Source organism: Paenibacillus sp. J31R30, from assembly GCF_059692115.1.
In genome coordinates this window covers 116500-130909 of sequence record NZ_JCAUAV010000001.1, presented here as the reverse complement: position 1 = coordinate 130909, position 14410 = coordinate 116500, and the positions used below count along the sequence as shown (strand labels likewise).

10 protein-coding genes are annotated in these 14410 nt (G+C 43.7%); 1 reads left to right on the top strand and 9 read right to left on the bottom strand.

Going from position 1 to position 14410, the window contains the following annotated elements; all coding sequences use genetic code 11:
• Positions 1-279: 279 nt before the first annotated feature.
• Genes AC58QO_RS00430 through AC58QO_RS00420 form a run of 3 tightly spaced genes read right to left on the bottom strand, consistent with a single transcriptional unit; the run spans position 280 to position 4091 of the window.
• Positions 280-2472 carry a hypothetical protein gene (locus AC58QO_RS00430; protein ID WP_497263014.1) on the bottom strand — a complete coding sequence of 731 codons (2193 nt, stop codon included), beginning with the start codon at positions 2470-2472 and terminating at the stop codon, positions 280-282.
• Between the two features lie 14 nt (positions 2473-2486).
• Positions 2487-3251 (bottom strand): protein phosphatase 2C domain-containing protein, encoded by a 765-nt coding sequence (locus AC58QO_RS00425; protein WP_497263012.1) that lies wholly within the window; start codon positions 3249-3251, stop codon positions 2487-2489.
• Positions 3252-3260: 9 nt separating this feature from the next.
• On the bottom strand, positions 3261-4091 hold the full coding sequence (locus AC58QO_RS00420) for a vWA domain-containing protein (RefSeq protein ID WP_497263010.1): 831 nt from the start codon (positions 4089-4091) through the stop codon (positions 3261-3263).
• Between the two features lie 564 nt (positions 4092-4655).
• Here AC58QO_RS00420 and AC58QO_RS00415 point away from each other — a divergent pair.
• Positions 4656-4910, top strand: coding sequence for a transporter (locus tag AC58QO_RS00415; RefSeq protein ID WP_497263008.1), 255 nt, complete (start codon positions 4656-4658; stop codon positions 4908-4910).
• Positions 4911-5166: 256 nt separating this feature from the next.
• Here the strand turns inward: AC58QO_RS00415 and AC58QO_RS00410 are convergent, their stop codons facing one another.
• From AC58QO_RS00410 to AC58QO_RS00385, 6 genes are all read right to left on the bottom strand, one after another.
• A complete protein-coding gene (locus AC58QO_RS00410; protein WP_497263006.1) occupies positions 5167-6189 on the bottom strand; it encodes a glycoside hydrolase family 88/105 protein in 1023 nt (340 codons plus the stop codon).
• 49 nt (positions 6190-6238) lie between these two features.
• Positions 6239-8179 carry a DUF8769 domain-containing protein gene (locus AC58QO_RS00405; RefSeq protein ID WP_497263004.1) on the bottom strand — a complete coding sequence of 647 codons (1941 nt, stop codon included), beginning with the start codon at positions 8177-8179 and terminating at the stop codon, positions 6239-6241.
• Positions 8180-10522: a helix-turn-helix domain-containing protein gene (locus AC58QO_RS00400; protein ID WP_497263002.1), complete on the bottom strand. Its 2343-nt coding sequence runs from the start codon at positions 10520-10522 to the stop codon at positions 8180-8182.
• 166 nt (positions 10523-10688) lie between these two features.
• Positions 10689-12278, bottom strand: a complete 1590-nt coding sequence (locus AC58QO_RS00395; protein ID WP_497263000.1) for an extracellular solute-binding protein — start codon at positions 12276-12278, stop codon at positions 10689-10691.
• 83 nt (positions 12279-12361) lie between these two features.
• Positions 12362-13234 carry a carbohydrate ABC transporter permease gene (locus AC58QO_RS00390; RefSeq protein WP_497262998.1) on the bottom strand — a complete coding sequence of 291 codons (873 nt, stop codon included), beginning with the start codon at positions 13232-13234 and terminating at the stop codon, positions 12362-12364.
• A 34-nt stretch (positions 13235-13268) separates the two neighbouring features.
• On the bottom strand, positions 13269-14252 hold the full coding sequence (locus tag AC58QO_RS00385) for an ABC transporter permease (protein ID WP_497262996.1): 984 nt from the start codon (positions 14250-14252) through the stop codon (positions 13269-13271).
• Positions 14253-14410: the final 158 nt, after the last annotated feature.

Below are 14410 nucleotides of genomic sequence, written 5' to 3'. Positions count from 1 at the left end.
ATTTAGTTGTTCGTTTTTTTGGCAGTAGGCCCTTGTTTCGTCCTGCTCTTACGTTCACTATAAATCATTACGTTACGTAAGGATCAAGTGGAAATCTGAATTTTCTTCGACGACAACAATGTTGCGCAAATCAGCCCGTGTAACTGTAAGCCCACATTTCAGCTATATTTTAACCTAACTAACCTCTTTTCTTATCATCCGTTGGGGTTATACCATAAAACAAAAAAGCCGCGATTCTCGCGGCCATTAATGAGATAAGGTTCTTGTCACCCATATTTCTCAATTGAAAAGGAATACTCTCCTTAAGAATCTCCAGAAATTAACGTCCTTTAAAGAATCCATTTGCTTGCTCAGATAGTGAAGCTCCCATTGTTTTCCTGCAAGATGCTTATTTATTTCAGCTATCTCCTTATCGAGTTGGTTGAGTTCGTTATTTTGATTGATTCTGGCGGTATGTTCTTCCCTCTTTAAGAAATCATACTCCGGACTATAGGTTTGCCTTATGTTAGATATCATGTCCTGCGACTTGTTTTGATAAATTTGTTCTAAGTTATTCAATATTGATTTCCTGTCCTTAAATTTTGATTTTATGGCTGTGATATAACTGCGAGGAACGGATTGGGGGATTTTAGTCCTATACTTGCGTTCTATCTTTTTTTTCCACTCTACCAGCACTTTCGCTTGGGATGGACTCATTCCTACATGAACCGAGCCCCCGTTTTTTAATATGAAATACACCTTTTCAATTGTTTTGCGGCCATAGGACTGAAAGATATTAATGTCCAAAAAATCAGCCGGCGTACGAATTCCACTCGATCTTAAACGCCGTTTGATTTCATCGTCTATATCCGATATTTTTTCTTGGCTAATCCTATGCTTCATTAATTGATCTTCCAGCCAGGTTTTTTGGAAAGAGGCCAATGCGCCGGCAAGCTCGGTTTTTTCCTCCTGATCTATGGTTTGCCTTTCACCCACGATTTCGTTTATATGACTCCGGAGTTCCTTCTGCAATTTTTCCGTTTCATTCTTTTCTCGTTCCGACACTTCCTCTTGCCTTCGTAATATATCGTTTATCTTGTCTTCCTCCATTTGTTGGAACTTATGCTTTATATTGTTGGCTTCGTTCAATTCGCTTGTCAGAACGGAAACATCATCTTCAAGTTCCTTTATTTTTTCAGACGTAGTCCTCTTTACTGTAACCGTGGGAAGTTTCACATAACACCAGCTTAAAAAGGCCATCTCCACACTTAATCCCAAAGCCGTGCAGGATACTAAAGCTATAAACGGAGCGTTTCCATACATAACAGTTGCAGCAGATGCTGCGGTAGTTAATACCAATAATGAAATGGTTCTTTCCAACACAAATCTCTCTTTTGACAGAGGCTTGCAAGGTATTACTTCCGTTGTGAGATAATCCAGTACCCAGGACGAACCAACAGGATAGAATGGTTCTGGTTGTGATTGGACAGCGGCTGACCGCATCTTCCTAGCGAGCCAATCAGAGAAGACTGCTAGATGAGTAATTAATTTCGTTGCAGAGGCGGCTGAAATAGAGGCTACTAAAGGATGCACGGCATCAACCAGTGATTCGGGATCAGGGGGCCGAGGCACCTTCGGCATTTCTATTGCCGTAACATCACGAAAGGAGTTTACCAATACACGTAACGTTTCATCATCAACAAGTTCCAGAAATTCAAAAGCGCGAGATGCGTCTGGCGAGACAAAGTCTTTCTGTCGAAAGAGGAGATGTTCTTCACCCTCTCCCGCACCAAGCGAATTCCATAATGAAGCATCCACAGAAACGGCTGCTATTGAAATCAAAATGACCCACGCTGAAAAGTTATCGATATACGGCCCAAAATGTCCTTCGGTTCTTCCGGGGTGTTGATAATTTCTATGACCGAGCTCGTTGCTTTTCATACCGTTTATGCCTGGTACATACATACCATCATAATCGATCAGAATAATTTCATCATTGTGAATCAATATGTTGCCATGCTGCAGGTCGCCATGCGCAATATTTGCCATGTGCAGCTCAGTGATCATTTTTAGCCATTTATTTGCTAGTCCTTTCAATATTTCAACGTTATGCAAATTTCTTTGGATATAATGAAGCAACGATTCCCCCTCAACCCACTGCATTTTAACGACTGGAAACCAATTTCCGTTTATTTTTATGCCTTCAGAGAGGTACTCAAAAGGGACGATATAAAGGAGATTAACGGAGCTTAAATGCAAGCTGATGGCATCGTAGCGGACCTTTTGATCCTTCACGTTATTGGTAAAGCACCTGACCGCCCATTCCGTCTTTCCGCACTTTATTTTGTAAACACTAGCGAAACTTCCCGAAATAGGACGAGGCAGTCCAAACTTATCCAACTCCGGGAGTCCGGATTGAAGCTCCGGGTCATTGAAACAAATTTGCGGATTTTGTATCGCTTCCCTATAATCCTGTGGAGTGGGCCATAACATCACCTCACATCCCTTTACAATATATTTACCCGAATTAATGTAACATCATCATTTCTTAGATAAAATCCGCCATCGTGGCAAATTAACTTCCTTTCAGACTGAACTAAACTTATGAAGTCATGTTCACCGGCTAACCCTTGTATTTTCTTTATTACGCTTGGGTCTTCCTCGTAACGAGTTAATATCCAACATGCCAGGGCATCGGTCATTAACAAAAAGGTGTCTCCCGTTTGGGCAGTACCGGTCCATTTTTTAACGAACATTTTAAGGTGAAAGTTATTGGCTGTGTTACTCGAAATAAGAACCGGCCTATTATGAAAATCATCGACGGAGCTCAAAGGAAAAAAGGCGATAATTTTATCACCCCGAACTTGAAATATACAGCTGTCACCGATCGCTACTGCAACAAACCCCGCGGATGAGGCATCCGTCAAACAAAAAGTGATTCCAGCTAATGTAGAGAACGCCCCGCTTTTTAGCTTCTCTTCAGCGTACCAGGGAAGGTTTTTGGCATTTAGTTTTCTCTTCCAAGCCTTTGACAATTTCGAAATGGATTTATCGATATGTTTACTTTCAAAATTGCCATTGCAATAACCGCTTGCGAGCAAATCAGCCCATATGTCGGCAAACGAAGATTCACTAGCCCCATCGGCTATGGCGAATTTATAATACGCAGTATCATTACTGACAAAAATGCTGCTGCCAACGGCATCTTCATATTCATCTTTGCGGTTTCCCGCCTTTGGCAATGAAAAACATGTGTTTTCTATTTGCACCATAGCCCCCCCCTACCTAAGATTGGCGGGACGCGTTCCAATGTCAAGTGCCTGGATCACAAGGGTTAGATCGGCATTTAATACAAATCCCCTTGCTCCATCCGAAAGATTCAATTCATGTTCTTGATTGGCTACCTTGATCATAAATGGTGTCAGCATGCTTGAGCCTTCGTAGAGCATCCTGGAATATTGATCAGGCAGTCCATCCGAGGTTTCCGGAAAACGCAGCTCAACCGCACTCGGACTGCCCGATATATGCAAGTTGAACAGCAATACATTTCCATCGTCCGTAGCAAGTAGCCTTATTTGTTCCATCGCAGCAGTCGGATCACCGTCGGTGGATTCTCCGTCCGTAATATGAATGACCACCGGCGGAAAACAATGAGCGTATTCACTGATCCATTGACTCAAGATGAGATGGGCTGTATTCAACGCCTGGCACATTGGAGTACCGCCTTTCGCGACAGGATCAAACCAAACAGGAAACTTAACAAGCTGATCTACAAGCCCGCCTGCCCCATCCGGAACTTTCTTCAGACGTTTTTCCATTCTTGACGGATTATCTGCTATTTCACTAATCGGCACTAATTCCTTTCCGGCTAATAAACCGCCGAATGCCGGCCCAACGCTGGCGCCATAGCCTATCACACCAACATGATAGTAGTCGCGTATACCTTCAGACTTTGCACACTTTATTATAAGATTTTGTAATAAACGATTTATTGCATCGGAAACACTTCCGGCTTTTGAGCTAGCCCCGAACGGGTCGGACATCGATCCGGACTGGTCAATAATAAACAGAAAACAAGACGGATCTGAACGGCTGATTTCTGCTGAATACATGATTTTTCCTCCTCAAAAAATGTACATATTCCCATCATATTCCGGCAGGAACGCAGATTTGTACTTTTGAGGAAAAAAAATATGGGATGGTTCTTTAATCCGAGATTAACGGCAAGCAGTGCCCCATCTTCGAAGGAAGTAGACACTAGATCAGTTCATAATCCATACATTCTTCATATTTTTCTAACTCAAACAATGATAGACGCATCTGCCATACGGACCCTCGGCTAGTACTTTCGTTAAGCCATCGACACTTTGATCAGATGAGATAACCGAACGTATAATTGCCATTGTCCTGAATATCTAAGAAAGGGGTGCGGATTCCATTGGAGAAACGCTATAGGGATCAATTAAGCTTTCAAATTGATGCGGATCCTCAAAAAAAGATCGTCGGGGTATCGCCGTTGGATTTCCGCAACAACCAGGCCCAGTCTACGCAGGAATAACTCGCCACTGGATATGAAACATCTTTGATCGTAGGCATCTACACAGACAAATGGTCATTCACCTACATACAATGTGTAAAGATGATAGACACCTACATTTAAAGGAGTGGACGAAACAATGAGTTTGCAACAACTGCCTCCTCCGCCTGCCTATACCCCTGCAAAAGTTTACGGTTCTTATATGATTGACTGTATGAATCAGTACACCTATGTATGGCTAAAGAATGGTGATAGTTTCTGGTTTTATCCAATTCGTGTTGAGTCCTTTGGAACATCTGGTTTTAGATGGACGGGATCTTTCTGGATGTTTGATGGGATTGATTCAAGGTTTATCGATAGCGTAGCGTGTCCTCCGATTCCTACTCTATATTGATTTATCGATTAAACTAAACAAACAGCGGTTAACTCAAATGAGTTAACCGCTGTTTGTTTAGTTTGCCCTAGCATGTGTCCTGAGGTTGTGTACACGAGGCAGGGTTAAAGGATTTTCGTAATACCTTGTAGTTGGACTAAGAGCAGCCACTTGGCAGCAAAGGAAGATGTAGGGAAATATGAGGTTAAGTAATGAAAAAAGAAGCAGGTTACCCTACTTCTTTACTAAACATATTTCTCTATTTTTTTCACCCTATTTACTCTAATGCATGCATTGGCGTAAATTCCTCAGACAACATTAATAGCAAGATACCTTGACCGTAACCTTCCATCCGATCTTGCGCAATCACATTGTATTCGCCAGCATGATTCTGCACAGCAGTGCCGGCGGAAACTCCCTTGAAAACCCCATTCCCATCAACGAACGCCAATGCTCCCCGCATGGCTAATTCCCCCGTGCGGGCATATTTCATGTCTACGGCTCCCAGACGAATACCTTTGCTTATGGCATAAGAAATTCCCGCTGCCGCAGACGTTTCCAGATAGGTGCCTGAATCCGTGATAACTGTACTCCAAAGACCAGATACATCTTGATTGGCTTGTAGGCCTGCTAACTGGCGATTCAATGCGTCTCGGATGTCGCGCCTGGCTTCATGATCCTCAGGCAACATTTCCAATAGTTCTACCGAAACGATAGAAGCCCAAGCATTGCCTCTGGCCCATTGGCAGCCAATAACACGATCACGCTTCTCGTCCCACCCATGGAAAAAAAGGCCGTTCTCAGCTTGCAGCATCTCGATATGAATTCGGTATTGTCGAATCCCTTCCGCGACAGCCTCAGGCAGACCGAACATGAGACCCGACTTAATCAAGAATAGCCCTGCCATAAACAAGGTATCTACCCACATTTGTCCGCCAAATTTGGTTTCCTCCAAGGTGTGCTCATAAGCGCCATTGGACAATCTCAATGCTCGGTTCAATAGGAAATCAACGCGAGATAGAATGATCTTTTTATAACGTTCATCACCTTCTAATTCGTACAATTCCAATAGCGCAAAACACGGCGCAGTGGCGTTTACGGTCTCATATACATGACCTGCGGCCAATTGTTGATCAATCCATTGATGGATAAAGGGCATAATCCGATCTTGACGCTCTTTTTTCCACATTGTCACTAAGCCATACAGCGCAACGCCCTCACTCCAGTTCCATTCTCGAAGCGGCATTCTTAGTGTACCCTCTATCACACGTTCCATAATCGTAGCTCTGGTTCTTGACATAACGTCGGATCCCACCTTGTCAGTTATGATAGTTGATCTATACATTTAATTAGTCCATAAAAGGAAGTTCACTCACATCAAGCCCGGTAATAGAGAGCCTCCGATTTTCAGGAATGGTACCGTTGAGCTCCACATATTTAATTCCTTCACTTGCGGGACTGTATTCGCAGGCAAGTGTTACGCCTCTTCCCTGAAAAGAAGTTCGACGGAGCGTAGTCTGCCGAGAATGCACATGGGCCGAAGCCTCATCTAGAATCTGGGCTTGGCTTGCTTCCATACGGAACTTGTCAAAGCTTCCTGCCTCTGATTCACTGGCTATTTCCGTTACAAAGCCATTACCCGTAAGGACGAATTCCTCAGGATCGAAATCCCTGCTCTCGCCTTCATAATTGTAATATGAAAACAACAAATAATCGTTAGCCTTCTCTACCTTCAAAGCAAATTGGCGTCCATGATTCGTTAAAAGGAGTGGATGGAAGGCCATGTACACAGGTCCATCCTTCACATAGACGGAAATTGGTTCCACACTTTCTCCGACAAGGTCCGTAAGTTTGCGTTCACCGATCCAGACTTCTTCGGGGTCACCATACTGACATGGAAAAATAATGGATAATTTCATGCTGCTGACTTGAAGACGGCCCATTTGCTTTGGTTTATAGAGAACCATCGCCGTTCCCTTCTCCTGGATCGCCAATTTACGTCCTTCGTCCCATAACAAGCTATCTGCCGAAGTGGCTGCCATGCGCTGATACGTATTCGTTTGACCAGGCATATGCTCATTCAGCAGGTACCTGGCATAGACAGCACGCGTATCCTTTTGTGAAGTTGCCTGCGGAACTCTGCGATACATCAGGTGGAAGGAATCCGTTTGTACGCCGCTATGAAATTCGTGCGTAGAGCTACCTAGGGCATAATCTTCTTCCATATAGGTCGATATCAGCCCAGTCCCAGCAGGATATTCCCTGATATCTGCCTTCAGGAGCAGATTTCCCTCTGGTACTCCACTTGTAGCGGCATCTGTGGAGGAACTAAACTCGGTTGTACCGATTACCTGATAAGGATACGTTTTATTTAGGGCATGATGAACAAGCTCCGTCGGACAATGGTAGGTCGTATTCAATACATCTGCAGCGCTTACGTGCATGAACGCCGCACTATGATGGATCACCTCGCCGAACTCGCCACCTTTTGAAACAAACAATGTATTGTGCAGGTTAATTGGCAGTTGATCACCAAGCAGCGCATATAGCGCAAAGCGAGAATGATGCGTATGCCCAACAGAATCAACCGTATAGGCACGGGAATAGGGACCTGCCACCTGAGAAGTCGGCACATGGAGATGACTAAGTTGATCAACCCAGATACGCTCCTCGCAGGCCAAAGCAATACTTTTCAGCTCACAATCTTCCAAATAATTGGATATTTCCGCCAAGGCACGTAATTGCACTCCTGTATAGGTTGGACTGTTGAACTCTGTTGCAAAGCCGCGTCTCGACAGAAGACTCTTCAGTTGATATAATCTTTTGGCTCCGATTGCCTCTATCTCAGGAAGGTTGAGCATCCTACCGCCAATCAGAGCAATAAATGTGCTCATACATGGAAAATTATCGTTGACCCCAACAAAATCCATATCAGCGCCAGCACTGTTGTGTATGATATGTTCAAGATAGCTATAGAGTTTAGCATGTACCTGATCCGTTAGATGTTCGTTGTATTCGCTCAAAATTTGAATCGCTGTCATAGGAGCAAAGTGGCAAGGCCTAAACGGTGTGGATTCGATGATGAGGTTAGCCATCTTCCTTGCTTCCAAAGATTCCGAAGCAAGGAATGATCGAGCAAACCATAGTCGTTCCCGCATACCGCCCACACAACTAGGTCCGTGATAGGTGCCCATCTGATCAAAATCCGTTAGATGATAATTCACCAGCAGTTGATTGATTTCTTTAGCCCTAATTTTCTGCCCTTCGATATCATAATAACTACTCATCATCTATCCTTCCTTAAGCGCGTATTTTTGTTGAGAATCGCGATATTCACCTGGTGTCATGCTCTCCAGCTTCTTGAAAACGCGAATCAACTGTTGGGCATTGCTGTATCCCACTTCTTCTGAAATCTTAGCAATGCTGAGCTCAGACTCAAGCAGTAACACCTTCACACGCTCGATCCTATAGCGGATCACATAATTGATGAACGTATCTCCTACTTCCTTCTTGAACACTTGACTAAGATAGGAAGGACTCACTCTGAAATAATCAGCAACAAACTGCAGGCTCAGATCTTGGGCATACCGATCCGCAATAAATTCCTTAGTTTGCTCGATCATTCCTTTCGTACGGTTTTTACGCAATGTGCGAATAAAGGCAATGATCGGAATAATGACGCTGTTCTTGAACCAGTCTTGTATGGTTTTGGTGCTGTCCAATCCTACTAGATCTGCATAGGGATTATGATTGCCAAAAACGTGCGTGAGATTATCGTCATATTCCTGAAGCACCCTGATGATGGACACGAGAAGCTGCACATAGTAGGTTTTCATCAATTGGAACGCTATGCCCTCTTGCTCCAAATGGGCAGCAAAACGATCTAACGCTAAGCAAGTTCCCTCATCATTCCCATCTCGCAACTGCTCAAGAAGCGATTTCTCAAAAATGGATGGGTAGCTAAACGTTTCGTTCAATGGGTAGGCTGCGTCTCGATACGAAATAACCTCGTTGCCATGTTTGACCCAATTCGCTTGAATCGTCTTGAGTGCATCATTGTAAGACAACGCGACATTATGCAAACTATCCACGGTCCGGCCTATGGAGATCGTTACTGACTGCTTGAGATAGGTCTCAACAGCGTACCGGATCGCTTGGGCTAATTCCATTGGCTCCTTATCTAGCGAGGCTTCCTGCAGATTTAATAAAATGACAGCATGTCGCGCCGTAAGTACCGTCTCTCCAATAATTTGATTCTTCATTAGTTCGTTCGAAATGTTGGCTACTGAAAATAAAAACAACCGAGCATCCTCACCTGTGAACCTTGCTCCATCTGTGGGTTCATCCATTTCAATTACAAGCACGGCGAAGAATGGTGCTTCAAAGAGTGGACGGACTTTAGGGTTCTCGGGAGGCCTGCTATGTAAATCGCCGAAAAGAACGGACAATAAAAACTGCTCTCTCAGTAGCGGCAATTGCTCTTGCCACTCGGCCTTTACAACATCCACCTCATCTAAAAGTCCGGCAATACGATATTCGATCTCATCCACACGGTGTTCATATGAGAACGCTTGCGGCAAATTGGACGAAATCGTCTTTGTACCTCGCCCCTCACCGAACAACAAATTACTGATACGCCTGATCCCGCGCTGGAACACATTATAGCTAAAGAAAGAGACAAGTAGAGCAGCAAAGCATAATACGAATGTCGACAACATGACAAGCCGCTTTAAAAGCTCCACATTATGCATCGTTGCTTCCGCAGGAATGAGCATTGCATAGGTCCAACCATTCAGCTCAGACACCTCATATTGGGCATACATCTCATCGCCATGTAGTTTAAGCCACGGAGATTTAGGGTCAAGTTTTTTCGTTGCGTCAAAGATCATTTGGGATTCAGCATCTGTCATATTAGCAAGCGGTCCGCCTTGGGATATCAACGTACCGTCAGAAGAGAAGATGAGCAACTTCCCCTTAGCGCCAAAAGGATAAGAACTCACACTATTCACTAAGGATCCCGTATCAATATTAACGATGAGCGCAGCCTTCATTTCTGTATAAAAAAACGGTAACAATCTTACGTATGTGACAACCTCTTTCGAAGAACCAGGTGTTTCTGTTATCGAGCGAGGGGTAATCCAAAAGCTTAACTTTCGTTGCTCCACGGCTTCAGTAAGTGCAGGGATCCAACTTTTATCCGTAAGTTGACCATCTGTTACATTCGTAATCCGATAGGATCCTCCAAGAATAATCTGTTGCGTGGCATGGTATAAATAAACGGAATGCAGTGCCGGAACCGAGCTAGTAAAATTTGAAATATCGTTAATCAGGGTATTTGTTTGCGTCATTGATCCTAGCGATGGTGAACTGCTGACTTTCATAAAGTCCATCACATTCGATTGTTGAGAAAACTGAGAGCTGAATTTTTCAACTTGGTCTACAAGCCGATCCATCTGATCACGAACTTGTGTTATCGCCATTTGGGATGAACGGCTCACTTCTGATTCTACGATTCGGCTGCCGGTCACATACATGGTCGTTCCGAAACCAAGCACTGGAATAATAGAAATAACAAGGAGCACGACGATTAATTTCTGACTGAACATATGTCGAGCCCAAGTGAGTGCACGCATGAAATCACCATCCTTCATTATGAATCAATGGATATGCTTACCATTCAATACTCATTATAAAGGACAGCACGGACGAATGAACAGCATGAATGAACAGCATCTATGAACGCAAGGAAGGAGAAGGACGTAACATCACTTCTCCCCCCGCGCTCAACTTAGAAACTCGTTACTTTTTCATGCTAACATATAAGTCATTAGCCTCTTTTTCCAATTGCGTACCGCCCTTTTCATTCCATTGCTTCACAAAATCATCGAAATACGAGACAGGCTTGTCACCACGAACGATTGCCGCATAAGTATCTGTTTTTAGCTTAATGAGATCTCCCCAATACTTCCCTGAAGATGGCAAGCTGTCCGATTTACCGAAGATATCATTTACCGGGTGGTTATATAATTTGAACGTATCTAAAAGGGTTTTATTATAATACTTCGCAATAATATCTATATTTGCTTGAGCTGCCCAAGCCGTCGTACCGTTACTTAAATCAATGATGCCCTCCGCCAGAAGCTTAGTCCCATCATCAAAAGGTGTAATCCTTTTCAACCCAGCGCTTGGTCCTGCAGCAGCATCATTATAATCCCAGTGTTTCCCCTTCTCACCCCAAGCTAATGCCAACCAAACTTCTTCATTATTTTGAATTTCATCCATAATTTGAAGAGCCTTTTGCAATTTTTCAGGGGATTTCTCCAATTGTTTGCCAAAAGCCCATATATTCCCCGCAGTTCCCCATGCCCAAGCGCCTGATTTTCCTTGTGGACCTTTAGGGGGAGGACCGAAGGCCAAAGTACCATTAGGGTTCGCTTTTTTCAGCGTGTTGATCGCAGAGTTCGGGTTAGCTGCATCCAAGGTACTGACGTGTGCGGTATCATTGAATGCATATTTTCCTTGGGTAAATTTAGGTCCCAAATCTTGGCCAGTTACGAAGTCAGGATCAATAAAACCTGCCTTGTACCACTCAGCTAGCTTCGTAAGCGCTTCTTTCGCTTCTGGCTGAACAGCACCATTCACGACTTTGCCGTCTTTCAACATCCATTGCGTTGGCATAACGCCATAGGCGCCAAAGATTGAATGGAATTGATTATAGTAAGAATTACCACTCGTACTCATGCCATATACGCCCGTTTTTTTCAATGCAGCAAAGGCTGTTGTGAATTCGTCAATCGTCTCTGGGACTTTATCAATTCCCGCTGTCTTCAATAAATCGGTTCGCCACGCTTGCTTAGCGCTGAATTGACCCGTGAAATAGAACGTTGTTAAACCATAATTTTTCCCATTCACATTGCTGTAATACCAGCCTTGAGGTGCTTGTTTATCTAGGTTAGCTTTGGTTCTTGGCGCATATTTCTCTAAGGTCGTGAGAGGTACTTCTGCAAGCAATCCTTGAGAAGCATACTTGTTCAACTCGCCGGGATCAAACACGAACATGATATCTGGAATATCACCAGAAGACAATTGCAGTTGAAGTTTTTGTTTGTAATCAGCATAAGCTGTCGTATACACTTTATTCAATTTAACATTGAATTTCTTTTCCAAATACTGAGATGCATAATTTGATTCCGTCGAGACGCCTGGGTAATTGACCCAATTCAGTGTAATCGGTTGGGCTGGCGTTGCAGCTGCACTTGGAGGTGTGCTTGAACCTGCAGCCGTTGGTTGTGCAACTGTTTCCTCTTTACCGCAGCCTACCAGCGTCAAGCTTGCTGCTAATAGCAAAGCGCTGCCTTTCATCCAATTGACCCTTTTTTGTCTAATCATCTTTTTGGCCTCCTCATTATCTTTCATAATAATATGTCAAGTCTATTTAGACCACATACCCGCATGCTTAGGAGCATATTTTTTCAACCTTTTACAGAACCCATCATAATTCCCTTTACAAAGAACCTTTGAATAAAGGGGTACGCCAATAGAATCGGAAATGAGATCGTTAGGATCATGGCAGCTTTCAAATTTTCAGGCGTGACCTTGGTTACTTCCACCAAGTTATACTCTTGAGCTAGATTCACATTTTTATCAATAACGCGATGCCTCAAATATAACTGGAGAACTTCCCTAGACTTGCTGTTTGTATAGATCATCGCATCAAACCATGCGTTCCAGTGGCTGACGACGACCCACAGTCCAATAACGGATATAACCGGAGCCGAAAGCGGAATGACGATGCGTGCGAAAATCCCCCATTCCGATGCGCCATCCATCTTGGCAGATTCCATAAGCTCAGCGGATATGGACTGGAAGAAATTACGCATAACGATCACATTGTAAGCACTTACAGCAGACGGTAAGATGAGCACCCAAAAAGTATCTAGTAAGTGCAGCTGCTTCATCAACAAGTAAGTCGGAATCGTACCACCGCTAAACATCATACTAAAGACGAAAATCTTCATGATGGTAGAGCGGAGCGGAAATCCTGGCCTTGATATCGGATAAGCGGTCATAGCCGTTAATAAAATGGCTACAAAGCCGCCGACACCGGTTCTCAGAATCGTATTCGTGTAGGCTACAACGAGCTGGGGATCACTCAGCACCTTACGGTAAGCGATTAATGTAGGATGAAGAGGAATAATTTGAAATCCCGTTTTATAAATATCAGCAGCCTCACTAAGGGATACAGTTAACACGTATAGAAATGGATAGAGGGTGACTAACCCAAACAGGCATAAGAGCACTAAATTCACGTTCTCAAATATTCGCTCACCTTTGGTTCGATGCATAGCGTATTGGTTCTCCTTTCCTACAAACAATTACTTACCACAAACCTTGTTCTTTATCATAAAGTTTAACCAGCCAGTTTCCTGTGACAACCAGAAGTAATCCAATGACCGAAGTAAATATCCCTGCTGCAGCTCCAAGTTCATAATCCATGCTCAACAAGCGACGCAAAACATAGGTATCCAAAATATCCGCTGCTGACGAATTCGTAGGCGTGGTCAGGTTGTAGATTTGATCGAAACCGACCGAAAGGAAATGTCCGATATAAAGCAAGAGCATAATGATAACAGTCGGCATGATGGAGGGAATCGTGATGTGCCATATTTGCCTAAACCGATTGGCTCCATCCATAACAGCTGCTTCATACAGCGTCGGATCAATGGAAGACAGCGCGGCAAAGTAAATGATGGAGCCCCAGCCTACGCCATGCCAAATGGCAGAACCGATCGCTACTATATAGAATTTGTTCGCATCCAGCATCCAACCCACTCGATCCATACCCAATGCTTGCAACACTTGGTTAACGATACCGTCTGATCCAAGGACCGTGAATAGAATGCCCCCGAGAATAACCCACGAGAAAAAGTAGGGTAAATAGGAGACCGTTTGAATGACTCTTCGTGCCTTCTTTTGCCGAACTTCATTTAACAGGATAGCTAAAATAATTGGTGCTGGGAAAATGAAGACGAGCTTCAGAACCGCGATGATCAACGTGTTATAGAAGGCCTTGTTAAAGTCAGCTCCGGCGAATAACCTATGGAAATGCTCTAAGCCTGCCCATGGGCTCCCCCATATCCCTTCAAGAAGCTGGAAATTTTTGAAGGCAATCGTAACCCCATACATGGGGATATAATTGAACAAAATGAATAATGCGAAGCCAGGAATAAACATGAGAATCAGCGAACGATTCCGTATGAGGGAATGAGCGAATAAGATGAATTTACTCGTTGGTCGTGCAGTTGATCTTACTTGGTTACGATCTTTACTCATGATTACTGCTTGCCGATTTCTTAAGCTCAAACAATTCACCTCGTCCTCTTGTTGAATGGTATGACATCACTTTAGCTTTAACGTGTATTCCACTTCAATAATCACAATTTAATAGACAAGTAAGGCTGTTTAACTGTATAATGACCCACATTCCACTCGAATGATGATTAATTAAGTAGACACTGTCA

What these genes read in the sequence shown, in the direction of transcription:
- AC58QO_RS00390 (WP_497262998.1), bottom strand. Translation starts at nt 13,234, where the DNA reads ATGCATCGAACCAAAGGTGAGCGAATATTTGAGAACGTGAATTTAGTG.
- AC58QO_RS00425 (WP_497263012.1), bottom strand. Translation starts at nt 3,251, where the DNA reads ATGGTGCAAATAGAAAACACATGTTTTTCATTGCCAAAGGCGGGAAAC.
- AC58QO_RS00430 (WP_497263014.1), bottom strand. Translation starts at nt 2,472, where the DNA reads ATGTTATGGCCCACTCCACAGGATTATAGGGAAGCGATACAAAATCCG.
- AC58QO_RS00420 (WP_497263010.1), bottom strand. Translation starts at nt 4,091, where the DNA reads ATGTATTCAGCAGAAATCAGCCGTTCAGATCCGTCTTGTTTTCTGTTT.
- AC58QO_RS00415 (WP_497263008.1), top strand. Translation starts at nt 4,656, where the DNA reads ATGAGTTTGCAACAACTGCCTCCTCCGCCTGCCTATACCCCTGCAAAA.
- AC58QO_RS00410 (WP_497263006.1), bottom strand. Translation starts at nt 6,189, where the DNA reads ATGTCAAGAACCAGAGCTACGATTATGGAACGTGTGATAGAGGGTACA.
- AC58QO_RS00400 (WP_497263002.1), bottom strand. Translation starts at nt 10,522, where the DNA reads ATGCGTGCACTCACTTGGGCTCGACATATGTTCAGTCAGAAATTAATC.
- AC58QO_RS00405 (WP_497263004.1), bottom strand. Translation starts at nt 8,179, where the DNA reads ATGATGAGTAGTTATTATGATATCGAAGGGCAGAAAATTAGGGCTAAA.
- AC58QO_RS00395 (WP_497263000.1), bottom strand. Translation starts at nt 12,278, where the DNA reads ATGATTAGACAAAAAAGGGTCAATTGGATGAAAGGCAGCGCTTTGCTA.